Source organism: Microlunatus spumicola, assembly GCF_039536445.1.
In the GTDB taxonomy this organism is placed as follows: Bacteria; Actinomycetota; Actinomycetes; order Propionibacteriales; family Propionibacteriaceae; genus Microlunatus; species Microlunatus spumicola.
The window spans coordinates 1-24,126 of the sequence record NZ_BAAAYR010000006.1 but is presented as its reverse complement, the minus strand read 5'-3'; the positions used below and the strand labels follow the sequence as shown (position 1 = coordinate 24,126).

Genomic DNA, 24,126 nt, shown 5'->3' with positions numbered 1-24,126 from the left:
GCGCCAGGACCACGCGGTCGTCGCCCAGGGAGCGAGCGCTCACCGGCGCTGCTCCACCGGCAGCCGGGTCGACAGGCGCCGGTCCAGCGCCGCGTCGACGAGGCCGGCGAAGAGCGGGTGCGGCTTGGTCGGGCGCGACTTGAGCTCGGGGTGGGCCTGGGTCGCGACGAAGTAGGGGTGGACCTCGGCCGGCAGCTCGACGAACTCCACCAGCTGGGAGTCCGGGGAGGTCCCGCTGACGACGAGCCCGGCCTCCTCGAGGCGCCCGCGGTAGGCGTTGTTCACCTCGTAGCGGTGCCGGTGCCGCTCGCTGACCTGGGTCTGGCCGTACGCCTTCGCCACGACCGAGCCGGCCTGCAGCTCGGCCGGATAGGCCCCGAGCCGCATCGTCGCGCCGAGGTCACCCTCGCCGGACACGATCGCCACCTGCTCGGCCATGGTCGCGACCACGGGGTGGGGCGTCTCGGGCGCGAACTCGCTGCTGTCCGCCCCGCTCAGGCCGGCCAGGTTCCGGGCGACCTCGATGACCATGCACTGCAGGCCGAGGCACAGCCCGAGGATCGGGATCTGGTGCTCGCGAGCGTACTGGATCGCGCCGATCTTGCCCTCGGTGCCACGGATGCCGAAGCCGCCGGGGATGACGATGCCGTCCACGTCCCCGAGGTGGCTGGCCGCCCCCTCCTGCGTGGAGCACGCGTCGGACGGCACCCAGCGGATGCCGACCTTCGCCCGGTTCGCGAAGCCGCCGGCGCGGAGCGCCTCGACGACCGAGAGGTAGGCGTCGGGCAGGTCGACGTACTTGCCGACGAGCGCGATCACGACCTCCTCGCGCGGGTGGTGGACCCGCTCGAGCAGGTCGTTCCAGCGCGTCCAGTCGACGTCCCGGAACCGCAGGTCCAGGCGACGCACCACGTACGCGTCCAGACCCTCAGCGTGCAGCACCTTGGGGATGTCGTAGATGCTCGGCGCGTCGGCGCAGGCCACCACGGCCTGCTCGTCGACGTCGCACATGAGCGAGATCTTGCGCTTGACCGACTCCGGGATCTCCCGGTCGGAGCGGCACACGACGGCGTCCGGCTGGATGCCGACCTGGCGCAGCGCGGCGACCGAGTGCTGGGTCGGCTTGGTCTTGAGCTCGCCGCTCGGGCCGATGTAGGGCACCAGCGAGACGTGCAGGAAGAAGACGTTCTCGCGGCCGACGTCGTGGCGGACCTGGCGCGCGGCCTCGAGGAACGGCAGCGACTCGATGTCGCCGACCGTGCCGCCGATCTCGTGGATGACCACGTCGATGTCCGGACCGCCCATGGCGAGCATGGAGTCCTTGATCTCGTTGGTGATGTGCGGGATCACCTGGACCGTGTCGCCGAGGTAGTCGCCGCGGCGCTCCTTGGCGATGACCGAGGAGTAGACCTTGCCGGTGGTGATGTTCGCCTCGGCCGAGAGGTTCCGGTCGAGGAAGCGCTCGTAGTGGCCGACGTCGAGGTCGGTCTCCGCGCCGTCCTCGGTGACGAAGACCTCACCGTGCTGGAACGGGTTCATCGTCCCGGGGTCGACGTTGAGGTAGGGGTCGAGCTTCTGCATCGACACGCTGAGACCCCGCGCCACGAGCAGGCTGCCCAGGCTGGAGGCCGTCAGGCCCTTGCCGAGCGAGGAAGCGACCCCGCCGGTCACGAACAGGTGCTTGGTGAACTTCGCGCGTGGTCCCACGGGCCTCCAGCCTAGGCCATGACGCCAGCTCTGCGGTGCTCCTCGCTCCCCCGCGTCGACGCGGGACGCTCCTCCTGCCCGGAAAACGCTGGGCGGCGACAGAAGGAGGGGCGGTTCCAGGGGCCGGCGTCAGCGGTTCGTGGCGGCCTCGGCGCGCAGGATCCGGTCGAGCGTGCGGCGCCCGAGGGCGCTGAAGGCCGGGAGCGACGTCCGGTAGTACCAGACCAGGCCGACCGCCTGCTCGTACGCCCAGGCGACCCCGCGCGCCCACGTGGCGTCGTCGACCCCGAGCGTCTCCCGGAACACCGCGCGCGGCCCGTCCTCGAGCAGGTGCCAGGCGCCGACCAGGTCGAGCGCCGGGTCCGCCGGGCCGGTCCCGCCCACGTCGAGCAGCCCGACGAGCCGTGCGTCCGGGCCGGGACCGGCGACGAGGACGTTGCCGGGGATCAGGTCGCCGTGCGTGGTCACGTCGGGCTCGGGGCCCCGCGGAAGCACCCGGAGCCGCTCCCACAGCGCCGCCAGCGCGGGCACGTCGAGCAGGCCGGTGCTGCGCCCCAGGCAGGTCCGCACCCACGCGTCGTGGTCGGCGACCGTGCCGCCACGGCCCGTCCGCCGTTCCGCCGCGAACGTGCGCCCGCAGGTCGGGACCGCCCGCAGGTCGGCGACCAGCGCGGCCAGGTCGCGCGCGAAGGCGTACGAGGCACCCGGGTCGACGACCGAGCCGTCCGTCTCCGGCAGCCAGGTCTGCACCGTCCACGGCAGCGGGTAGCCGCGTCCGGGCCGGCCGATCGCGACGACCTCCGGCACCGGGACCCGCAGGCGGCCCACCAGCGACCCGGCCGCCTCCGCCTCCCGCTCGAGGACGCGACGCACCTCGTCCGGCGGTTCGGGCCGCAGCGGGAACCGGGCCGCGAGCCGGTCCCCCAGCCGCACGACCGCGTTGACCGTCCCGGCCGGCGGGAGCATCCGGACGGGCAGCCCGGCGAGCTCCGGCAGCTGGTCGGCCAGCAGGGCCCGTACGGTCTCCGCGTCGAGACGGAGCTGGTCCTCGTGCACGGCCACCGGTGCGTCGCCTACCGCGGGAACCGGTCGAGGGCGGGCGCGAACCGGCGGAGCTCGCCCTCGACCACGCCGTTGCCGCGGGCGACCTCGCGCCACGCCGCCGTGCCGGCGAGGACCTCCGCGAGCACGGCCGCCGCCCGGTCGCGGGTCAGCCGGAAGGCGCCCGCGTTCGCCACCAGCTGCTCGAGGGCACCCTCGGCGTCGTCCACGAACCCGATCGTGGTGATGCGGGCGGCACCCGGGTCGGGGTCCGGGTTGAGGTCGAAGGCGGGCGACAGCGTCCACCCGGACGCCGAGCGCAGGAAGCCGTGGTTCCGCAGGTGGTCGTCGACGTTGTTGACGACCAGCATGAAGGCGATGCGCCGCCACAGCCGGGCGAGGTCGGCCACCACCGCGCCGCCGTGCTCCGCGAGCGCCTCCGCGACCTCGAGGTAGTCGGCCGCGACCCCGTCGGAGGACCGCAGGAGCGTCATGGCGCTGATGTAGCCGACCCGCGTGGTCCCCCGGCGGTCGAACCGGTCGAGCAGCAGCACGTGCCGCTGACCGACGCGGACGAGCCGGCTCCGCGGGACCTCGATCCCGCAGCGGTCCGCCAGGTCGAGCGCGGTCTTCTCCCACGCCATCACGTCCCACGCGTCGCTTCGGTGCGGGAACTTGGCGATCAGCAGCTCGTCGCCGTCGCGGACCGACGCCTTGGGCCGGGCCCCGCCGAGGGAGCCCGAGCCCGCGACCAGCAGCTCCTTCACCGCGGCCAGGTCGTCGGCGGCGTCGTCGGCCACCGCGTCGGCCGCGCGCAGGAGCCGGGGCAGCGCGACCAGGCGCGGCACGTCCGACCCCGTCCCCAGCCAGGGCCCGGCGTCGTCGAGGGCGAAGCGCAGCGCGCCCTGCCGGGTCTCGTCGGCGACCCCGAGCAGGTAGTCGACCTCGCGGACCGTGGTCGCCGCCTGCTGCCCGGGTGGTGCCTGGGTGCGGAGCCGCTTGGCGATGAGGTTGCGGCCCCAGCGGTCCGGGGCGCTGTCCGCGAACGCGCCGGGCAGCCCGCCGGTGACCTGGTGCCGCGTCGCGAGCAGCGGGAGGTCCGGGCTCAGCGCGTACGCGGCGGGCGCGGCGGTCCAGGCGGGGTCGTAGGTCAGGGTCGTGGAGACGACGCCGCGACGTTCGCTGACGTGGGCGGTGGCCACGGGCACCGTGCCGCTCGCGCCGTCGACGCCGACCCGGAGCCGGGTGGACGGCGCCGGGCTCACCGGCGCACCCGCTCGGGCAGCACCTCCTCGGCCCGCGCGCGGCCGAGGTCGGTGTCGTAGGGGTCGAGGACGTCCACCACGCGGTCGAGCTGACCCAGCGCCCGCGCGACGCGCAGGAAGACGTCGAGCCCGACCCCGGGCTCGCCGTGCTCGAGGCGCCGCAGCGTCGTACGCGTCACGTCGGCGCGCTCGGCCACCTGCTCGGCCGTCAGGTTCTGCAGCTTGCGCCACGTGACGAGGTGCCGCCCGATCTCCTCGGCACCGCGTCGAACCCGGACCGGCGACTCCCGACGCGTCACGGTCTGCTCCTCACGGTCAGTGGGCTGCTCGTTAACAACGCTAATGAGCAGTCTCGTTGACCATTGTGGCACGTCCGCGGTACCCGTCCCGCGCGATCCGGCACCGTCGGCACACCCTGCCCACGTCGGCACCCCCTGCTGACGTCGGCACACCGTCCTGACCAAGGCACACCCTGCTGACGGAGGCACACCCTGCAGGGTGTGCCGACGCACGCTGGGTGTGCCGATGTGGCCTGGGTGTGCCGATCTGGCCAGGGTGTGCCGCGGTCTGCGCATCGACCTCGCCGAACCCTCGCCCCGCGCCGCCCGAAGACGCGCGGAGCGAGGCCTCAGGCGATCTCCCGGCGCCCGGCCTCGAGGAACGCGTCGGCGTACGTCTCGGCCGGGAAGTCGCCCAGGTAGTAGGTCTTGAGCCGGCGCCGTTCCGCGTGCTGCGGGTCGGCGCCGAGCAGGTCGTCGAGGACCGCGTCCAGGTTGCCGGCGTCGCCCGAGAGGACGTAACCGCCGCGGGCGACCGGCATCTCGGCGAAGAACTCCTCGACGCTGCCGCCCATCGCCGCGACGGCGAAGGGCTTCTCGGAGTAGAGGAAGTCCGGCACGACGCTGGAGACGTCGGAGACCAGGGCGTCGGCGGCGTTGAAGCAGTCGACGATGCTCCACACCTGCTCGGCCTGGGCACCGAACACGTGCTCGGTGCCGGTCTTCGCGCGGTCCTCGGCGAGCAGCGCCAGGATCCGCTGCGAGGCGGCGACGAGCTCGGGGTTGCGGCCCGTGTAGGGGTGCGGGCGGTAGATCACCGTGCACCCGCGCGCGACCAGGCCCTGCACGATCTCCGGCCCGATCGGGAGCGAGCTGTAGGCCGAGTCGGCGTGCATGCCGGCCCAGGTCGGGGCGTAGAGCACGCGACGCACCGGCGTGCCCGGCACGGCGACGGCCACGTCCTCGACCTGCGGGCGGCCGACGATCTCGAAGAAGTCGGGCGCGGTGGAGATCCCGTGGGCGCTGAACCGGTCGATCGCGGCCTGGCCGGCGACGAAGTTGCGGTCGAACATCCGGAACACCGGGTTGTAGCTCGTGGCCTTGTCGCTGTCGCCGTGGTTCAGCTGGACGTGCCGCAGCCCGGCGTAGCGGACGACGTGGACGTTGCGCAGGGCGTTGTTCACGTAGAACACGCAGCGCAGCGTGCTCACCATGACCGGGTCCATCTCGCGCGCACCGCGCCGGACGAGGACGGGCTGGTCGGTCATCCGCTCGGCCTCGGCAAAGCTGTTCGGGTTGCGCACGACGACGACGTACGGCACCCCGAGCCGGTCGAGGTAGGGGATCCAGCGCCCGATCTGGTAGCCGGTGCCCGGCTGCGCGTCCCAGTGCAGGGCGAAGCGCGGCCCGTACGCGGTGAGCGTCTTGGTCAGGCGGCGCTCCGCGCGGCGCCGCTGCAGGACCCACAGGGCGGCGTCGGCCAGGCCCGCCAGGGCCAGCACGAGCGCGGCGAGCGCGAACACCCACGACAGCCAGGCCGGCACCGGCGTCAGCGCGGACACCAGCACGAGCGCGGCCGCCACGGGACCGGCGTAGCCCAGCCAGCGCGGCTGCAGCCGGGCCGACGGCCGGACGTCGATCCCCGGCAGGTGGCTGCTGAAGGGCACGGCGACCCGGACGACGCGCGCGTAGCCCACCTCGATCACGACCGCCGCGGACAGCAGCACCAGCGGCAGCCAGTGCACCGGGCCCTGCGGCAGGACGACGACGAGGGCCGCCGCCAGCACGAGCAGCCGCCCGACGCCCGCGAGCCCGGCCACGGGCTGGGCGACCTGGGCCCGGACGGCGAGGGCGAGCAGCACGGCGAGCACCAGGCCGAGCACGAGCACGACGAGGTCCGGGGCGCCGAGGGCGGCGACGAGCAGGGTCACCAGCCCGACCCCGCCGAGCACCAGGTCACCGACGCCGAGGCCCCACGCGATCCGGGCCGGGGTGGGCGCGGTGGCGCCCTCGATGGCGAAGGCGGCCTGCGGCGCGCCCGGCTCCGGAGGGGTCTCGGTCGTCTCCGGAGTGGTCTCGGTCATGGGTGCTCGCTGCTTCGGCTGGGGGCTCGGACGGTGGTGCTGCGGTTCCGACGGGACTCGGACGAGGTCGGCCGGAACGACCCATCCTAGGAAGCGGAGCGGCCCCGGCCCGTGAGGACGTGCCGGTAGACGAGGCCGAGCTCGTCGGCCACGTCGTCCTCCCCCGGCCAGGTGGCGGCCTGCCGCAGGCCCGCGTCGGCGAGCGCGCGGCGCGCCGTCGCGTCGTCGGCCAGGCGTCGTACGGCGTCGGCAGCGGCCCCGGCGTCGTCCGGGTCGACCAGCACGGCGGCCTCCCCCACGAGCTCGGGGATCCCGCCGACCCGGGTCGCGACGAGCGGGACGCCGGCGAGCATCGCCTCCTGCGCGACGAGCGCGCGGGCCTCCCACCGCGACGGCAGCAGGGCCAGGTCCGACGCCCGGAACCAGGACGCGACGTCGTCGCTGGCCCCGACCAGCGTCACCCTCAGACCCTCGTCCACGACCCGGCGGGCGAGGGCGTCGTGCAGCGGCCCGGACCCGACCAGCGCGTACGCCAGGTCGGCCCGGTCGCGGGTGCGGGCGGCGACGTCGAGGAGGAGGTCGAGGTTCTTCTGCGGCGCCAGCCGGGTCACCGTGACCACGAGGACGTCGTCGGGGGCGAGCCCGAGCGTGGCCCGCCGGGCGTCGCGCGCCAGGACCGGCAGGGCGAGGGCGGGCGCGGCGACGGGGGCCAGCCGCGCCTCCCGTGCGCCGAGCGCGACCGCCTGCGCGAGCAGGTCGCTGCTCGCCGCCAGCACGACGTCGGCGCCGCGGGCCACGACGCGCTGCAGGATCCGCCCGGCCCGCGCGCCGCCGCCGGAGTCGAGGACGGCGTTGTGCCAGGTGACCACGAGGGGCACCCGCCGCACCCGCGCGTACGGGAGGGCGAGGGCGGCGGCCTTGTAGCCGTGGGCGTGCACCACGTCGGCCGCGGCGACCCCGCGGGCGAGGGCGACCGCGTCGAGCGGGACCGCCGGCACCCCGACGTCGTGCGCGGCCAGGGTGACCGGCGAGGCGTACACCGTGACGTCGAACCCGCGCGCCGCCAGCCGGGGGGCGACGCTGGCCACGTGCCGGCCGATGCCGCCGGTGCTCGCGGTGAGCACCATGGCCACGCGAGTGCGGCCCGCAGGCCGCGAGGGGTCGGGCTCGAAGCCCGGCGGCGGTCCGGGGCGGAGCTCGGCGTCGGGGTCAGGCACGGGCGGGCTCCGTCCGGTCGTGGGGCTCGGGGTGCCGCAGCGCCAGCGTCGCCCGCAGCAGCGGGCGCCGGACGAGCGCGAGGACCCCGACGAACACGGCGGTGGTCACCAGGGCCGCGGCGACCGCCAGCCCCGCCGCGGCCAGCAGCCCGGCCCGGGAGGCGAGCCGGGCCAGCGCTCCCCCGGCGACGACCGCGGGGACGGCAGCGGCGGCGCTGGCGAGCAGCGCGGGGACGACCCCGGGCCGCGCACCGGTCGGGCGGACCAGCGCCACCCACCCGACGACCGCGCCGACGGCCAGCCCGAGCGAGACGCTGCCGGCGAGGGCGACGACCAGCGCGGGCGCCGGCACGACCGCGGCGGCGACCAGCGCGCCGAGCGTCACGGTTCCCCAGGCCAGGGCCGTGGTCGTGCCGGCGGCGAGCGCGCGGTGCTGCGCCAGCAGGGTTCGCGTGGCCAGGCCCATCAGCGCGAAGGCCAGGACCGCCGGGGCGAGGGCGACGACCGGCCCGGCGAGCGCCTCCGTGCGGCCCGACCCCGGGCCGAGCACGAACACCCGGGCGACGGGCACGGCCGTCGCGGCCAGCAGGGCCGCCCCGAGCCAGGACAGGACGACCAGCGGCGGCGCGGTCCGCCCGAGGACGCCCGCCACCTCGGAACCGCCGCGCTCGGCCGCCGCGGCGAGCCGCGGGAACGCGAGCTGGAGGACGGGGGCGGCCAGGACCGCGTACGGGAGGAGGTAGAGCGCGTTCGCCCAGGTGAAGCGGGTCAGCGCGCCGGGGTCGGGGCTGCGCTGGGCGGCGAGGTTCACCACGAGGACGCTCACCTGCTGCAGCACCAGACCGGCCAGGCCGGCGGCCCCGATGGCCGCGACCACGCGGGCGTCGCCGGTCGCGAAGCGCAGGCCGGGGCGCACCCGGGAGCCGAGGCGGCCGAGCGGGACGGCCGTGCACAGGGCCAGCGCGACCACGCCGGCCGTGGTGCCCAGGCCCAGGGCCAGCAGCGCCGACCGGTCCAGGAGCCCGAGGTCGGAGGCGGCGCCGGGCGCGGCGACCGCGGCGTAAACGAGGTAGGCGGCGACGACCACGACGCTGGACAGCAGCGGCGCCGTCGCGGCGGCGAGGAACCGGCCGTGGGCCTGCAGGACGCCCGCGCTGACCACGGCGACCCCGTAGAACCAGACCTGCGGCACGAACATCACCACGAGCGCCGTGAGCACGCCCGTGCTGCCGGCGCAGTCCGCCTTCGCGTACGCGCGGGCGTAGAGCCCGGCGCCGAGCAGCGCCGCGACGGCGACCACGGTGAGCACGAGGAGGGTCCAGGAGAGCAGCGCGGACGCGGTGCGGTCGGCCTCGGCCCGCCGCCCGGCGCCCAGGTGCCGGGCGACGACGGGCACGACGACGCCGGCGAGCACGCCGCCGGCGGCGACCTCGAAGAGCACGTTGGGCAGCGCGTTGGCCGCGTTGTAGACGTCGCCGAGGCAGGTGTCGCCGACGGTCTTGGAGAAGACCAGCGAACGCCCGAAGCCCACCACCCGGGCCGCGAGGGTCAGCCCGCCGACGCCGAGCAGCACCGAGCCCCGCCCCCTCACCCCGGTCCCGCTCCCGTAGCCGGCGGCGTACGCCCGAGGCCGTCCAACCACGCGAGCGCGGGCGTCCGGGCGATGACGGCGGTGAAGCTGACGCGCTCGCTGGCCGCGTTGAGGGCGACCACGAGCGCCAGGGCGGCGAGCCGGGCGGGACGCCCCAGGGCACCCGCCGCGGCGGCGGCAGCGGCGGCCCCGAGCGCGTTCGCCCCGCAGTCCCCGAGCATCGAGCGGGCCGCGAGGTCGGTGGGCAGGCTCCCGGCCGCCGCCCCGAGGGCCGGGCCGCCGCCCGCTCCGGCGAGGCCGCCGGCGAGCAGCACGACGACCTTGGCCGCCCGCCCGGGACGGAGGTCGAGCAGGTTCACGAGGTTGGCCGTTCCGGCCACGAGCGCGGTGTCCACGCCGACGTCGACCAGCGCAGCGGTGAGCGGCCGCCCGGTCCCCCGGCGGTCCCGCTCGAGCAGGACCGCGGCGACGAGGCCGCTCAGCCCGACGCCGACGATCTTGACCGTGCCGCTGGTGACGGTCCCCCGACGCAGCGCGGCGAGGTGCCCCCGGAACCCCCGGGCCTGCGCGCTGCCGCGCAGGTCGTCGTACGCGCCCACGACCCCCGACCCGAGCCCGGCCACGGCGACCGCCAGCACCCGCGCGCGCGGTGCGCCGAGCAGGCCTTCCACCAGGCAGCCGACGAGCAGCGCGCCGGTCGCCGCCGGTCCCTCGAGCAGGGTGACGGGCGCGCCCGCATGGTTGGTGCGGAGCCAGCGGCGGGCCCACGGGGCCTCGGTCGCGCGGGTCAGCGCGGTCCCGGCGAGCAGCGCCGTCCCACCCGCGGTCGTAGTGGCCGCGAGACCGCGGACGGACGCGGACGTCACGGTCTCAGCGCACCGGGACGGCGGGCAGCGCGTCGTCGGCCCGGGCGAGCGCGCCGTAGTGGCCCTGCCGGCCGAGCATCTGCTCCTTGCCCGCCAGGACCGTCGTGACGACGCCGCTCGGCAGGTCGGCCACGTCGACGGTGCTGAGCTCGGACGACGCCGCCGATGTCGTACGGATCGCGCCCACGTCGGTGCCGTCCAGGCCGTCGCTGTTGGGACCGGCGACCACGACCGCGACGCGGTCCGCGGTGCCGCCCTGCTCGCGGATCCCGGCCTCGAGCTGCACGTGCGCGGTGGTCACGTCGGTCGCCGGCGCGGGCACGACGGTCGGCGCGGTCACGACGATGACGAGCTGCGCGGCGTCCTCGATGTCGCTGCGGACGTCGACCAGCCCGGCGTCGGAGAGCGTCCGGCCGACCGTGCGCGCGTAGTCGTCCCGCGCCGACGTGGACTTCGAGCCGAGCGTCCGGGACAGGCACCACCCGACCTTCGTCGCCGGGGTCATGTCCTCGGTCAACCCCAGCGGGCCGAGGTCGGCGAGCGCGGTGTTCACGGTCGCCGCCTGGTCGGGGTCGAAGACCTCCTCGCTCACCTTGACCTGGCTCACGACCCGGCCGCCGGACTGCGCGACCGCGTCGCCGATCGCCGTCACGACGGCCGCCGGCGCGTCGGGCATGACCACCAGGGACACGCGGGCGTCGGGCATCTCGCCGGCCAGCACGAGCTGGCCCGTCCGCTGCTCGTAGGTGCTGCGGTAGGCGTCCAGGCTGTTGCGCCGGGTGAGCTCGTTGCGCAGGTCGGTGACCTGCTTCCGGTCCTGCTGGGCCTGCGCCAGGATGCCCTCGTCGACCGACGGGCTGAGCGTGACCCCGACCGCGATGCCGACGGCGAGCGCGAGGAACACCGCCATCAGCGACACGATGTGGTAGCGGAAGTTGATCACGTCAGCAGTTCCTTGATCCAGTACGCGAGGTCGCGCAGCCGGGCGAGCAGCAGGTCCCCGACCGCCCCGCCGACGTCGGTCATCGCGAGCGCGGTGACCAGCGCGACGACGCCCGAGAGCACGAGCAGCGCGAGGTGCCAGCCCTTGACCTGGCTGCGGTAGATCCGGGACACGCCCTTGGCGTCGACGAGCTTCGACCCGACCCGCAGGCGGGTCAGGAACGTCGACGCCATGCCTTCGCGTCCCTTGTCCAGGAACTCCACGAGCGAGTAATGGGTTCCCACGGCGACGAGGAGGCGAGCCCCGTACGAGTCCGCGAGCAGCATGGCGGCGTCCTCGCTGGTGCCGAGCACCGGGAAGACGACGGCGCTCAGGCCGAGGGACTCGACCCGCTCGACGCCGGGCGCACGTCCGTCGCGGTAGGCGTGCACGACGAGCTCGGCACCCGACTGCAGCGCGGCGTCGGAGCACGAGTCCATGTCGCCGATGATCATGTTCGGCTTGTAGCCGGCCTCCAGCAGCGCGTCCGCGCCGCCGTCGACGCCGATGAGCAGCGGCTTGTACTCCGAGATGTAGGGCCGCAGCACGTCCAGGTCGCCGCGGTAGTTGTAGCCGCGCACGACGATCAGGACGTGCCGGCCGTCGATCTTGGTCCGGATCTCGGGGACGCCGACGCCCTCGAGCAGCAGCTCCTTCTCCTCGCGGAGGTAGGTCATCGTGTTGAGCGTGAAGGCGTCGATCTGATCGGACAGGCCGGCCCGCGCCTGCTCCAGCTGCTCCTCGAGCACGTCGGTCGTCACGAGCGTCCCGCTCACCACGACCGCACCCTCGGTGTCGAGCAGCCGGTCGCCGTCGACGACGAGCCGGTCACCCTCGGTGACGAGGGTGAAGACGTCCTCGCCGACGTCGTCGATCAGCGGGATGCCCGCCTCGAGCAGGATGCTCGGCCCGAGGTTGGGGTAGCGGCCCGACACCGAGCGCACCGCGTTCACCACGACGCCCGCGCCCGAGGCCACGAGAGCCTCCGCGCTAACGCGGTCGAGGTCGGAGTGGTGGATGATCGCGACCTCGCCGGGGTGCAGCCGCTTGGTGAGGTTCTTGGTCCGCCGGTCCAGCCGCGCGACACCACCGACCTCCGCCGGTTCGGCGCGGCGACGCAGGAGGGCGGGGAGTTTCATGGCGGGCGCCATCCTCCCACGGGTGACGCGCCCCGGGCCCGATCGCGCGGGCGCCGGGTGCGCGAGGCGCGCCCGGCCGCCGAGGGGGGTCAGCGTCCGCCGGAGCGGGCCGACGCCGCCAGCTCCACGAGCTCGCCGGCGTGCGCGAGCGCGGAGTCGGTCGTGTCCAGCCCGGCCATCATCCGGGCCAGCTCCTCGGTGCGCTGCTCCTCGCGGAGCAGCACCACGCCGCTCGTCGTGACCTGGCCGTCGTCGGCCTTGACCACGACGTAGTGCCGGTCGGCGAAGGCCGCGACCTGCGCGAGGTGGGTGACGACCACGACCTGGCTGTGACGGGCCAGCTCGGCCAGCCGGCGGCCGATCTCGACGGCCACGCGGCCGCCGACGCCGGCGTCGACCTCGTCGAAGACGAGCGTGCCGCCCGGCCGGTCCGCCGCGAGCACGACCTCCAGCGCGAGCCGGACGCGCGACAGCTCGCCGCCGGAGGCGACCTTGCCGAGGCTGCGAGGCTCGGTGCCCGGGTTGGCGGCGAAGAGCAGGTCCACAGCGTCGGCCCCGTACGGCCCGAGCCCGGTCGGCGTGAGGGCGAAGGTGAGCCGGGCGTGCGGCATGGCGAGCGCGGTGAGCTCGGCGGCGACGGCGGCGGCGAAGCCCTCGGCCGCCCCGCTGCGCAGCGCGGTGAGCCGGGCCGCCCGGGCGTGCAGGTCCTGCTCCTGGTCCGCGACGGCGGTCGTGAGCTCGCCGATCCGCTCGTCGCCGCCCTCGAGCTCGGTCAGCCGGACGACGGCCCCGGCCGACCAGGCCAGCGCGTCGTCCACGGTCGGCCCGTACGACCGGGTCAGGCCGGACAGCTGCGCGCGCCGCTCGGACACCCACTCCAGGCGGCGGGGGTCGGCGACGAGGTCGTCGACGTAGCGGGCGAGGTCGGAGGCGACGTCCGCGACGAGGTAGGAGGCCTCGGCCACCCGGACCGCGAGCGCCTCCAGCACGGGGTCGGCCGAGGCGTGGTCCAGGCTGCGGCGGGCGTCGGCCAACGAGGCCATCGCCCCGCCGCCACCGGCCGGGTCGTCGGGGTCGCCGGACAGGCCGGCCAGGGCGCCGCCGACGGACAGCCGCAGGTCGTCGGCGTGCTGCAGGCGGGTCGACTCGGCCGCCAGGGCCACGTCCTCGCCGGCCTGGGGCGCGACCTGCTCGATCTGCTCGAGCCCGAACCGCAGCAGCTCGACCTCGCGGGCCCGCTCCGCGCTCGCGGCGACGAGCGCCTCCAGCTCGGCGCGGGCGGCGCGGTGCTCCGACCAGCGCTGCCGGTAGGCCTCCAGCTCCGCGGCCAGCGCGGGACCGGCGTACGCGTCGAGCAGCTCGCGCTGCCGCCCGGCGCCGGAGAGGCGGACCTGCTCGGACTGGCCGTGGATCGCCACGAGCTCGGTCGTCACCTCAGCGCAGACGGAGACGGGGACCTGGGCGCCGCCGAGGAAGGCGCGGGAGCGTCCGGCGGCGGTGATGTGGCGGGCGACGACCAGCTCGTCGTCGTCCAGGTCGCCGCCGGCGTCGCGCACCCGGGCGGCGAGGTGCTCGGTCTGCGGGCCGGCGGGGACGGTGAGCCGACCTTCGACGACGGCGCGCTCCGTGCCGGACCGCACCGACCGTGCCTCGGCGCGGTCACCGAGCAGCAGCCCCACGCCGGTCACGATCATCGTCTTGCCCGCGCCGGTCTCACCGGTCACGCAGGTCAGCCCGGGGTGCGGCGCCAGGACCGCGTCGTTGATGACCCCGAGGTCGCGGATCCGCAGCTCCTCGATCACGTGCGCGCCCGGCCGCAGCCGTCCTCGGGCCGGTCGTCGTCGTCCGGGTTCTCGCCGGAACCGAGCGAGACCGCGCGGTCCTCGTGCTGGACCCGGTCCTCGGCCTCGCCGCGCCAGCCCTCGACCCGCAGGCCGAACTTGTTCACGAGCCGGTCGGTGAACGGCGCCTCGGAGAGCCGGGCCAGCAGCAGCTTGTGCCGGCCCTGCTGGACCTCGACCTGCAGGCCGGAGCGCAGGTCCGCGGAACGGCGGCCGTCGCACCACACGACGCCGTCGGTCTGGGAGCGGTCGATGAGCTGGAGCACGACGCGGGAGCTCGGGCCGAGCACCAGCGGCCGCGCGAACAGCGCGTGCGCGCTCAGCGGCACGACCATCATCGCGTCGACGTTCGGCCAGATCACGGGACCGCCGGCGGAGAAGGCGTACGCGGTGGAGCCCGTGGGCGTGGACAGCAGCACCCCGTCGCAGGCCCAGCGCGACAGCGGACGGCCGTCGACCTCGACGAGGACCTCCAGCACGCGCTCGCGCGACGCCTTCTCGATGGAGACCTCGTTGACCGCGTACGAGGACCAGGCCACCTCGCCGCTGGCGCACTCGCGCAGCACGACCTCGATGGTGGAGCGTTCCTCGACCGTGTAGGACCGCTGCACGATGCGCGTGACGATGCTGTCGATCTCCGAGGACTCCGCCTCGGCGAGGAAGCCGACGTGGCCCAGGTTGACCCCGAGCAGCGGGACGTCGGCGAAGAGCACCCACTCGGTGGCCCGCAGGATCGAGCCGTCGCCACCGAGCACGACCATCAGCTCGATGTCCGAGGTGGTCTCGTCCGGCGGCGCCAGCGTCACGACGGCCTCGGCCAGCTTCGGGGGCAGGCAGTCCGCGTCGCCCGCGGGCAGCGCGCTGGTGATGCCGGCCTCGAGCAGACCCTCGATCAGCCGCGTCGCGGCGGCGATCGCGGTCGGTCGCCCCATGTGGGTGAGGACGGCCACGCGTCGCTGGGATTGGGGTGCGGTCGTCACCGCGTCAGCATAGGGAGGGCGTCCTCGCCGTGGCCGGGTCGACTCACGGGCCCGCGGTCGTCCCCGTGGTCGGCGCCGCGTCGGGCGACGGCTGACGCGTCAGGTGGACGAAGAACTCCTGGTTGCCGGCCGGCCCGGGCAGCCGGCTCGCGACCACGGCCTGCACGTGCCAGCCGAGGGCCGCGGCGGCCGCGGCCACCCCGTCGACCGCCTGGCGGTGCAGGGCGGGGTCCCGGACGACGCCGCCCTTGTCGAGCGCGGCCTTGCCGACCTCGAACTGCGGCTTGACCATGAGCAGCCAGGTCCCGTCGGGCGCGGTGACCTGGTCGAAGGTCTCGAGGAACTTGGTCAGCGAGATGAAGGACAGGTCGGCCACGACGAGGTCGACCGGGCGGTCGTCGAGGTTCGCAGGCGTCAGGTCGCGGGCGCTGGTCTGCTCCTGGACGTCCACGCGTGGGTCGTCGCGCAGCAGGTCGGCCAGCTGGTCGGTGCCGACGTCGACCGCGTACACCTGCGTCACGCCCCGCTCGAGCAGGACCTGGGTGAAGCCGCCGGTCGACGAACCCGCGTCCAGCGCGCGACCCCTGGGGACGAGACCCAGGTCGTCCAGGGCGCCGGCCAGCTTGTGGGCGCCGCGGGAGACGTACGGGTCGGTGCGCGCCTCGATCAGGGCGGTCTCCTCGACGAGGTCGGACGCCTTGAGCGTGGTCCGGCCGTCCAGGGTCACCCGGCCGGCCTTGATCAGCTCCTGCGCCTGGCCGCGTGACCGGGCGAGGCCGCGGTCGACCAGGGCGCGGTCAAGCCGGACCGTCACGGCCGGGGCCCCGTGGGAGGACGGGGGCCGGCGGGCGGCCGGGGCGCCGCAGCAGCCTCGGCGGGCGTCCGGAGCACCTCCTGCAGGGCGTTGTGCGCCGTGGAGAGACGTTCCGCGTGCTCGTCGACGGGCGCGGCGGCGAGGTCGTCCACCCCGCGCAGGGCCGCGTCCACCCGCGGGTCCCCCGTCTCCGGGGCGCGGTCGACGGTCGGCTCGCTCACGGGCGGACCCCCGCGGCACCGGTCTCGTCGCCGGGCAGGTCGGGTTCGTCGACCACGGGAGCGTCGAGGTCGCCCGGCTCGTCGTCGACGAGCGCGGACTGCGGCGACGCGGCCTCCAGGGTCGCGACGCGCAGCTGCAGGTCGTCGAGCTCGATGCGGAGGACCTCCAGCTCGTCCTCGGCCGTCTCGAGCCGCTCGCGGGCGTCGCTCAGCTCGGCCGCGGGCACGACGCCCAGGCGGGCGGCCACCCGGCCGACCTCGGCGGCCACGAGCTGTTCGAAGATCTCGCGGTTGGCGCGGCCGGCCTGGCCGACCTCCTCGGCCAGCTGGGCGAACCCGGCGAGCACGGACCGGTAGGCAGGCATCTGGCGATCCTAGGCCGCGGGCGTGGACAGAGCCGGCAGCGCGCGCGTCAGGTCGAGGGGACGACCGGCGTCCTGCGCCCGCCACGCCAGGTGCGCCGCGGCCCAGACGGCCGCGACGAGCGCGTCGGTGGTGCCCGGCACCCCGCCGTCGAGCACCAGGGCCCCGTCGACCACGCGGGCCGTCGCCGGTCCGCACCGGGCCGTGTCCGCGGTGAGGTCCACGTCCAGCGCCGGGAGGAGCAGCGCCCCCACGTCGTAGCCGAGGTGCGTCGGACGGGACCCCGCCCCGGCCGTCAGCAGGTCGGCCGCGCCGTGCGAGCCCGTCAGCACGAGCATGCTGCCGAGACCGGCGTTGACGGCCCCGGCGATGTCGGTGTCGAGGCGGTCGCCGACGAAGATCGGGTGTTCCGCCCCCAGTCGCGCCACCGTCTCGTCGAGCAGGGGGCGGTAGGGCTTGCCCGCGATCTCCGGGTCGACCGGCACCGCCATCCGCACCGCGGCGACGGCGGCACCGTTGCCCGGCACCAGGCCGCGGTCGGTCGGGCGGGTGGGGTCGTCGTTCGTCGCGACCCACCGCGCGCCGTGGTGGATGGCCACGGACGCCTCGATGAGGTGCTGCCAGGTGAGCTCGATCCCGTAGCCCTGCAGGACGGCGACGGGCCCGTCCTCGGCCGAGTCCACCCCCGTCAGCCCGGCCTCGGTCAGCGCCTGCCGGACGCCCTCGCCGCCCACGACCAGCACCTTGGTCCCGGGCGCCAGGTCACGGGCGAGGAGCTGGGCACCGGCCTGGGCCGACGTGACCACGTCCGCCTTCGCGGCCGGGATCCCGAGCTCGGTCAGGTGCGCGGCCACGGCCTCCGGCGTACGGGCGGCGTTGTTCGTCACGAACCCGACCGGCACACCCCGCTCCCGCAGGCCCGCGATGGCCGGCGGCGCGCCGGGCACCGCGACCGGGCCGAGGTAGACGACCCCGTCCAGGTCGAACAGGACGCCGTCGTAGGCGTCGACGAGCGCCGCCACCTAGCCGCGCCCCGGCTCGTCCGACGTGGACGCCTCGTCGTCGTCCTGGTCGTCGTCGTCCTGGTCGTCGTCGGACTCGTCGTCCTCGTCGTCGCCCTCGTCGGACTCGTCGCCCTCGTCGTCCTCGTCGTCCTCGGTCTCGGTCTCGGTCTCGGTCTGGTCAAAGTCCTCGTCGGCGGAGTCGTCCTCCTCGGAGTCGTCCTCCTCGTGGACCTCGTCGTGGACCTCGTCGTCGATCCGGTCGGCGGCGTCGTCGTCGGAGTCGGAGGCGTTCTCGTCGGTCTCGTCGTCCTCCTCCTGGACGTCGTCCTCCTCGTCGTCGGAGTCGTCGGACTCCGCCGAGACCAGCTCGAAGTCGTCCAGGTCACCGAGGTCGAGGGTGAGGCCGTCCATCTCCTCGAGCCGCTGCAGCGCGTCGGTCAGCTGCTCCGGGTCGCGCTTGGCCGCCTCGGAGAACATCCGGCGCGCCTCGTCCGTCTGACCGGTGGCCAGCAGGGCGTCCGCGTAGGCGTACCGCAGCCGCGCGGCGGCCTGGTGCTCCTGCTCCACGGCCTGCGCGGCCGCGCCGCGGGTCAGCGCCGGGCCCGTCCGACGCGGCGGCGGCGAGGTGACGGCCTCCCGGAGCATCCGCACGGCCTCGGCCTCCTGGCCGAGGTCGGCACGGGCACCCGCCGCGACGATCGTCATCTCCGTCCGCAGCGCCGGCTCGAGGTCGAGGTCGGCGGACTCGCGCGCCAGCTTGAGCGCGTCCTGCGGACGGCCGAGGGCGCGTTCGCAGTCGGCCATCACCGGCAGGTAGTCCGAGGACCCCGTCATCCGGCGCAGGGCGCGGAACTCCGACAGCGCCGCGGCCCACTCCCCCGCCGCGTACGCCGTCTCCGCCGCCGCCTCCCGCACCACCGGCAGCCGGGCCGCGCGTCGACGCGCCGCCTCGGCGTGGGCGTACGCGAGCTCGGGGTCGGTGTCGATCAGGTTCCCGGCGGCCACGAGGTGGCCGGCGACGATCTGCTCCAGCTCCTTGGGCAGGCTGCGGAGCTCCGCGCGCACCGCCCGGTGCAACGACGACAGGTCGACACCCTCGGGGACGCGGGGTTCGTCGGGACGGGCCGCGAGGCCGGGGCGCGGCGGTTCGCCGCGGCCGACACCACCCCGCGTCTCGTGCCGCCCGCCGCGCGAGTCGTAGCCGCGCGGAGCAGGACCACGGGAGTCCGAACCCCCGCGCGAGTCGTAGCTCCGCGGACCGGAGCCGCTGCGGGAATCCGAGCCACCACGGGAGTCGTAGCTACGAGGACCCGAACCACGGGAGTCGGAACCACCGCGGGAGTCGTAGCTGCGCCCACCGGAACCGCCGCGGGAGTCGGACCCACCACGCGAGTCGTAGCTGCGCCCACCCGAGCCGCCGCGGGAGTCGGACCCACCGCGGGAGTCGTAGCTGCGCGGAGCCGAGCCACGCGAGTCCGAACCCCGCGAGTCAGACCCACCGCGCGAGTCGTAGCTCCGCGGACCAGAGCCGCCACGCGAGTCGGAACCACCACGCGAGTCATAGCTGCGCGGACCCGAACCACGCGAGTCCGAACCCCGCGAGTCAGACCCACCGCGTGAGTCGTAGCTCCGCGGGCCCGAACCGCCGCGCGAATCCGAGCCACCACGCGAGTCGTAGCTACGCCCACCGGAGCCGCCGCGCGAGTCAGAGCCACCACGCGAGTCGTAGCTACGCCCACCCGAACCGCCGCGCGAGTCAGAGCCACCACGCGAGTCATAGCTACGCCCACCCGAACCGCCGCGCGAGTCAGAGCCACCGCGCGAGTCATAGCTGCGCCCACCCGAACCGCCGCGGGAGTCAGAACCACCACGCGAGTCGTAGCTGCGCGGACCCGAACCACGCGAGTCCGAACCCCGCGAGTCAGACCCACCGCGGGAGTCGTAGCTCCGCGAACCGGAACCACCGCGGGACTCAGAACCACCGCGGGAGTCATAGCTGCGCGGACCCGAACCACGCGAGTCCGGACCCCGCGAGTCAGACCCACCGCGGGAGTCGTAGCTGCGCCCACCCGAACCACCACGCGAGTCAGAACCCCCGCGCGAGTCATAGCTGCGCCCACCCGAACCACCACGGGAGTCAGATCCCCGGGAGTCCGAGCCACCGCGCGAGTCGTAGCTGCGCCCACCGGAACCGCCGCGGGAGTCCGAGCCCCCGCGCGAGTCGTAGCTACGCCCACCGGAACCGCCGCGGGAGTCCGAGCCCCCGCGCGAGTCGTAGCTGCGCGGACCCGAACCACGGGAGTCGGAACCACGGGAGTCGTCGCGACGCGGTCGGTCGTCGCCGCCGGAAGCGCGCGACCCGCCGCGGTCGTCCGGCCGGCTGCTGCGGGGCGGCCCGTCACCACGGGGCGGACGGCTCCCGCCACCGCGCCGGTCGTCGCCGGGGCCGCCGCTGCGTCCCCCACCACGGCCGTCCCCGCGACCGCTGCTGCGCCCGTCGCCTCGTCCCTGATCGTCCGGACGTCTCGCCTGTTCCACCGCACCATCCTCCCCGATCGCGCGCGCCCGGGCGACCGCAGCCGCGCGGCCCGTGCGCGAGGCACGGTGGGAAGGTTCAGCCGACGACGACCACCTCGGGGCCGGCGGCGACCAGCTCGGCGATGATCGGGTCCGGCGCCGAGGCGTCGGTGACGATGAGGTCGAGCTCGGAGAGCGCCGCGAACGAGCAGAACGAGTTCCGCCCGAGCTTCCCGGAGATCACCGGCACGACCCGCCTTCGCGCGCTCAGCAGCATCGCGCGCTTGGCCGACGCCTCCTCGGGGTTCGTCGTGGTCAGGCCCTGGGCCGCCGTCATGCCGTTGACCCCGACGACGGCGATGTCGACGGTGAGGGACTGCAGGCGCCGGCTCGTCCAGGCGTCCACGGCGGCGCTGGTGAGCCCGCGGACCATCCCGGGAAGGGTGATCACCCGGACGTTCGGGTAGTCGGCGAGGTGCCGGGCGGCAGGCAGGTTGTTGGTGACGACCGTGAGCACGGCATGCCGCGGGACGGCCTGCGCGGTGAAGAGGGTCAGCGACCCGGAGTCCAGCACGAGGACGCCGTCGTCCGGCAGCTCCTCGATCAGCCGGGCCGCGATCCGCCGCTTGTCCTCGAGCTGCTCCGCGTGGCGTGCCGCGAGGGCGACCTCGAAGGGCACGGCGTCGAGCAGCTGCGCCCCGCCACGGATCCGCCGCAGCAGCCCGCGGCGTTCGAGCGTGTCGAGGTCGCGGCGCACGGTCTCGGTGGTGACCTCGAGGTGCTCGCTGATCTGGGTCACGGTGGCGCGCCGGTCGTCCTGCCCGAGCAGGAAGTCGGTGATGGCCCGCTGCCGTTCCGGTGGGTACCTGGTCAGCGCCGTCGCCTCCTCGTCGTCCGCCCTGCGCGCGGCGTCATCCTCGCAGGTCCGCGACGCTCCCGGCGGACCTGGCGTCCGCCGACCGCTCCCGCTTCCCGTCGTCGATCGGGCGTCCGGTCAAACGAACCGGGCACGCGGGCGGGACGCATCGGGCAGCCGACGACCGCGCGGGCGTACGCTCGTGCTCGCGCGACGGCCCTCTGGACCCGGCCCGCGCACCGTGACGAGGCTCGAGGAGGCGCCCGTCTTGACCACGCGACGAGCGGGCGACGGCACGGCCCCCGTGCTGACGCCCGGCCAGCGCTTCGAGCGGCTGCTCGCCTGGCTGGACGCGGAAGGCCGGATCGACGTCAGCGACGCCGCCGGACGCCTCGGTGTCGCGCAGGAGACGGTGCGCCGCGACCTCAAGCTGCTGGAGTCCCAGGCCAAGCTCGTCCGCGTCCACGGCGGGGCCGTCGAGGTCGAGCCCGAGGGGCTCGGGTCCGCGGTGCCCGGCCTCGTGGTGCCGCCCGGCAGCGGTGCGGTCGTCTCGGAGGACCGCGGGCTACTCGAGGGCCTGTGGGCCGAGCTGCCCCACAGCGGGACGCTGCTGCTGGGCACGGGCCGCTTGAGCCTCGAGCTCGCGCACGTGATCGTCCTGGCCCCGCCGGACGACGACCTGACCGTCGTCACGAACTCGCTCGACGTCGGCCTCGTGCTGTCGCGGGTGTCCCGGCTCTCCGTCTACAACATCGGCGGGACCGTCAGCCCCCGTACGCGGGCCCAGGAGGGCGACTGGGCCCTCACCGAGCTGCGCCGCGTGCACACCGACGTCAGCGTCGTCTGCCCGACCGGCATCAGCGTGGAGCACGGGCTCAGCCAGCCGACCCCGGCCGCGGCCGCCGTGTCGCAGGCCGAGGTGGCCGCCGGCTCGCGCGTCCTCGCCCTCGTCGAGGCCGCTGCGCTGGGCCGGCCGTCGTTCGTGACCTTCGCCGGGCTCGACGAGATCGACCAGATCGTGGTCGGCGGAGACCCGCCGCTCGCGGTCGTGCAGGAATTCACCGAGAGAGACGTGACTTGCACCGACCATCGCTCGATGGCGGGCACCGTGAGAGGACGAAGAAGTTGACGCTGGTCGCAGGGGTGGACTCGTCCACGCAGTCGGTCAAGATCGTGGTCTGCGACGCCGAGACGGGCGAGGTCGTGCGCTCCAGCCGCGCCCCGCACCCGGACGGCACGGAGGTCTCGGCCGCGGCGTGGTGGGACGCCTACCGCAAGGCGGCGGACCAGCCCGGCCTCCTCGACGGGGTCGAGGCGATCGCCGTCGGTGGCCAGCAGCACGGGATGGTCACGCTGGACGAGGACGGCGCCCTCGTCCGGGACGCCCTGCTGTGGAACGACACCCGCTCCGCCCGTGACGCCCAGGACCTCGTCGCCGAGCTCGGCGGACCGCAGGCCTTCGCGGACGCGACCGGGACGGTGCCGCTCGCGTCGATGACGATCACCAAGCTGCGCTGGCTCGCCCGCTCGGAGCCCGAGGTCGCGAAGCGCGTCGCGTCGGTGATCCTCCCCCACGACTACCTGACGTGGGAGCTGGGCGGCCGGTCGTTCGCCCCCGTCACCGACCGCGGTGACGCGTCGGGCACCTGCTACTTCGACCCCGCGACGAACACGTACAACGACGACCTCGTACGGCTGGCCTTCGGGCGCCTGATCGACCTCCCCCGCGTGGCCGCTCCCTCCGAGGTCGTCGGGCACACCCCGGACGGCATCGCCATCGCGGCCGGCACCGGCGACAACATGGCCGCCGGCCTCGGCCTGGGCCTCGAGTCCGGCTCCGCCGTCGTCTCCCTGGGGACCAGCGGAACCGCCTTCACCCGCAGCACCACGCCGACGCACGAGCCCACGGGGACGGTCGCCGGCTTCGCGGACGCCACCGGCGCCTTCTTGCCGCTCGTCTGCACGCTCAACGGAGCCCGCAACCTCGTCGCGACCGCCGACGTCCTGGGCGTCACGCTCGACGAGCTCGCCCGCCTGGCCCTGACCGCGGAGCCCGGCAGCGGCGGCCTCGTGTTCCTGCCGTTCCTCGAGGGCGAGCGCACGCCGTCCCTCCCCGACGCCAAGGGCGAGCTGGTCGGGATGACGCTGTCCAACATGAAGCCCGCCAACCTCGCCCGGGCGGCGATCGAGGGCGTCCTCTGGAGCCTCGCGTACGGGGTCGACGTCCTCCGGGACCAGACGGGCACCATCTCGGCCATCACGCTGACCGGCGGCGCCTCGCAGTCCGAGGCCGTACGCCGGATCGCCACAAGCGTGTTCGGCCTCCCCGTCGTGGTCACCGAGGCCTTCGAGAGCGTCGCCGTGGGTGCCGCCCGCCAGGCCGCCTGGGCCCTCACCGGCAACCTTCCCGACTGGGCCGTCCCCGTCGCCGGCCGCTACGAGGCCACCGACGCCGACGTCTCCGCTGCCGACTCCCTGATGGAGCGGTACACCGAGGTCCTCGGCCAGCACTTCGACGTGCCGTCCTTCGGCCACTGACCCTTTTTGGCTCCGCCAGAACGACACACGAGCGGTAGGCCACGCCTCTCCTTTTCGACCAGGAGAAGGCGCGACCTACCGCTCGTGCCGTCTGTGGGTCCCTAGAAAGCCGAGGCCCCACCGTTCGTCAGGGCTTACTAGCGCGCCTGCCTTTCCTCTCCACACCGCACCTGCAGCGTCTCGAGTCCGTACGGATGCTGCCCGCTCGGTCACTGTGACGTTTGCGCGTGTTCATTCCCGTGCAGGTGACACGAAGCCGAGCAGCTACTCGGCCGGCCCGATCAGCCCGTTTCTCAGTGGACGACAAGAACGCAGCAACGACAAAGGCACCGGCGAGAGAGACCACCCCGTCCCTTACGGGATCCCAGTCTGGGCGGGTCAGTGTCGTCTGCTCGATGTTGTGTCGTCTGCGCGTGTTTGAACCCGCGCAGATGACACAAACGCGAGCAGACGCACGGCTGGCCGACGAGCCAGTCCACAGTGGACGACAAGAACGCATCAACGAGGGACCGCGGCCAGCGATCGCCTGCATGCCGGCGCTAGAGCTAGCCAGGGAGCCTTCCGTGCTGTCTGCTCGACCTTGTGCCGTCTGCGCGGGTGAGAACCCGTGCAAACAGCACCGAAGCGAGCAGACGAGTCAGAAACCTCGCCCCATCTCCCGCCTGGCGCCGGCCGTTGACCATTCCAGCGAGGCACCGACACCTTCGCCAGATTCTCACCAGCTCGCCATGAAGGGAGTGGTCGGGAAAAGGGTCTGGATGCACAAACACCTCAGGGTCGACCACGAATGGTCGACCCTGAGGTGTTGTGTGTTGTCCGGCG

General features: G+C 74.8%; 20 protein-coding genes. 2 read left to right on the top strand and 18 right to left on the bottom strand.

The features are described from left to right. Nucleotides 1-39: 39 nt before the first annotated feature. The 18 genes from pyrG to ABD665_RS19515 all read right to left on the bottom strand — a co-directional run bounded on the left by pyrG (nt 40) and on the right by ABD665_RS19515 (nt 20,751). Nucleotides 40-1,707 carry a CTP synthase gene (pyrG, locus tag ABD665_RS19600; protein WP_204912891.1) on the bottom strand — a complete coding sequence of 556 codons (1,668 nt, stop codon included), beginning with the start codon at nt 1,705-1,707 and terminating at the stop codon, nt 40-42. A gap of 129 nt (nt 1,708-1,836) precedes the next feature. Further along, entirely contained in the window at nt 1,837-2,769 is a 933-nt protein-coding gene (locus ABD665_RS19595) for a phosphotransferase (RefSeq protein ID WP_344742834.1), read from the bottom strand. 11 nt (nt 2,770-2,780) lie between these two features. Then, nucleotides 2,781-4,013, bottom strand: a complete 1,233-nt coding sequence (locus ABD665_RS19590; protein ID WP_204912892.1) for a HipA domain-containing protein — start codon at nt 4,011-4,013, stop codon at nt 2,781-2,783. Continuing rightward, nucleotides 4,010-4,312 (bottom strand): helix-turn-helix domain-containing protein, encoded by a 303-nt coding sequence (locus tag ABD665_RS19585; protein ID WP_344742832.1) that lies wholly within the window; start codon nt 4,310-4,312, stop codon nt 4,010-4,012. Before ABD665_RS19585 ends, ABD665_RS19590 begins: the two co-directional genes overlap by 4 nt. Before the next feature lie 329 nt (nt 4,313-4,641). Further along, nucleotides 4,642-6,375: a CDP-glycerol glycerophosphotransferase family protein gene (locus tag ABD665_RS19580; protein WP_204912894.1), complete on the bottom strand. Its 1,734-nt coding sequence runs from the start codon at nt 6,373-6,375 to the stop codon at nt 4,642-4,644. Between the two features lie 86 nt (nt 6,376-6,461). Further along, the gene (locus ABD665_RS19575; protein ID WP_344742830.1) at nt 6,462-7,592 is read right to left on the bottom strand and encodes a glycosyltransferase family 4 protein; all 1,131 of its coding nucleotides are present in this window, start codon (nt 7,590-7,592) and stop codon (nt 6,462-6,464) included. Beyond that, complete coding sequence (locus ABD665_RS19570) at nt 7,585-9,183, bottom strand: lipid II flippase MurJ (RefSeq protein ID WP_204912895.1); 1,599 nt, start codon at nt 9,181-9,183, stop codon at nt 7,585-7,587. Before ABD665_RS19570 ends, ABD665_RS19575 begins: the two co-directional genes overlap by 8 nt. Then, entirely contained in the window at nt 9,180-10,049 is an 870-nt protein-coding gene (locus tag ABD665_RS19565; protein ID WP_204912896.1) for a hypothetical protein, read from the bottom strand. Before ABD665_RS19565 ends, ABD665_RS19570 begins: the two co-directional genes overlap by 4 nt. Nucleotides 10,050-10,053: 4 nt before the next feature. Then, nucleotides 10,054-10,992: a copper transporter gene (locus ABD665_RS19560; RefSeq protein WP_204912897.1), complete on the bottom strand. Its 939-nt coding sequence runs from the start codon at nt 10,990-10,992 to the stop codon at nt 10,054-10,056. Further along, nucleotides 10,989-12,170 carry a putative cytokinetic ring protein SteA gene (gene steA, locus ABD665_RS19555; RefSeq protein WP_204912898.1) on the bottom strand — a complete coding sequence of 394 codons (1,182 nt, stop codon included), beginning with the start codon at nt 12,168-12,170 and terminating at the stop codon, nt 10,989-10,991. The genes ABD665_RS19560 and steA overlap by 4 nt, the downstream gene beginning before the upstream one ends. Before the next feature lie 89 nt (nt 12,171-12,259). Then, a complete protein-coding gene (recN, locus tag ABD665_RS19550) occupies nt 12,260-13,972 on the bottom strand; it encodes a DNA repair protein RecN (RefSeq protein WP_204912899.1) in 1,713 nt (570 codons plus the stop codon). Beyond that, the gene (locus ABD665_RS19545) at nt 13,969-14,991 is read right to left on the bottom strand and encodes an NAD kinase (RefSeq protein WP_344742825.1); all 1,023 of its coding nucleotides are present in this window, start codon (nt 14,989-14,991) and stop codon (nt 13,969-13,971) included. Before ABD665_RS19545 ends, recN begins: the two co-directional genes overlap by 4 nt. Before the next feature lie 43 nt (nt 14,992-15,034). Beyond that, nucleotides 15,035-15,805: a TlyA family rRNA (cytidine-2'-O)-methyltransferase gene (locus ABD665_RS19540; protein WP_204912900.1), complete on the bottom strand. Its 771-nt coding sequence runs from the start codon at nt 15,803-15,805 to the stop codon at nt 15,035-15,037. Then, complete coding sequence (locus ABD665_RS19535) at nt 15,802-16,026, bottom strand: hypothetical protein (protein ID WP_204912901.1); 225 nt, start codon at nt 16,024-16,026, stop codon at nt 15,802-15,804. Before ABD665_RS19535 ends, ABD665_RS19540 begins: the two co-directional genes overlap by 4 nt. Continuing rightward, the gene (locus ABD665_RS19530; protein WP_204912902.1) at nt 16,023-16,391 is read right to left on the bottom strand and encodes a hypothetical protein; all 369 of its coding nucleotides are present in this window, start codon (nt 16,389-16,391) and stop codon (nt 16,023-16,025) included. Before ABD665_RS19530 ends, ABD665_RS19535 begins: the two co-directional genes overlap by 4 nt. Nucleotides 16,392-16,400: 9 nt before the next feature. Then, on the bottom strand, nt 16,401-17,411 hold the full coding sequence (locus ABD665_RS19525; protein ID WP_204912903.1) for an HAD-IIA family hydrolase: 1,011 nt from the start codon (nt 17,409-17,411) through the stop codon (nt 16,401-16,403). Continuing rightward, nucleotides 17,412-18,458 (bottom strand): tetratricopeptide repeat protein, encoded by a 1,047-nt coding sequence (locus tag ABD665_RS19520; protein ID WP_204912904.1) that lies wholly within the window; start codon nt 18,456-18,458, stop codon nt 17,412-17,414. A 1,549-nt stretch (nt 18,459-20,007) separates the two neighbouring features. Beyond that, complete coding sequence (locus ABD665_RS19515) at nt 20,008-20,751, bottom strand: DeoR/GlpR family DNA-binding transcription regulator (protein WP_344742898.1); 744 nt, start codon at nt 20,749-20,751, stop codon at nt 20,008-20,010. A gap of 283 nt (nt 20,752-21,034) precedes the next feature. On the opposite strand from ABD665_RS19515, the gene ABD665_RS19510 reads away from it, so the two are divergent. Together ABD665_RS19510 and xylB are read left to right on the top strand one after the other, a co-directional pair. After that, nucleotides 21,035-21,895 carry a DeoR family transcriptional regulator gene (locus ABD665_RS19510; protein WP_204912906.1) on the top strand — a complete coding sequence of 287 codons (861 nt, stop codon included), beginning with the start codon at nt 21,035-21,037 and terminating at the stop codon, nt 21,893-21,895. Then, nucleotides 21,892-23,304 (top strand): xylulokinase, encoded by a 1,413-nt coding sequence (gene xylB, locus ABD665_RS19505; protein ID WP_204912907.1) that lies wholly within the window; start codon nt 21,892-21,894, stop codon nt 23,302-23,304. The genes ABD665_RS19510 and xylB overlap by 4 nt, the downstream gene beginning before the upstream one ends. Nucleotides 23,305-24,126 lie beyond the last annotated feature (822 nt).

Excerpts from the sequence above, each read along its gene's own strand:
- ABD665_RS19530 (WP_204912902.1), bottom strand. The coding sequence starts at position 16,391 with ATGCCTGCCTACCGGTCCGTGCTCGCCGGGTTCGCCCAGCTGGCCGAG.
- steA (WP_204912898.1), bottom strand. The coding sequence starts at position 12,170 with ATGAAACTCCCCGCCCTCCTGCGTCGCCGCGCCGAACCGGCGGAGGTC.
- ABD665_RS19580 (WP_204912894.1), bottom strand. The coding sequence starts at position 6,375 with ATGACCGAGACCACTCCGGAGACGACCGAGACCCCTCCGGAGCCGGGC.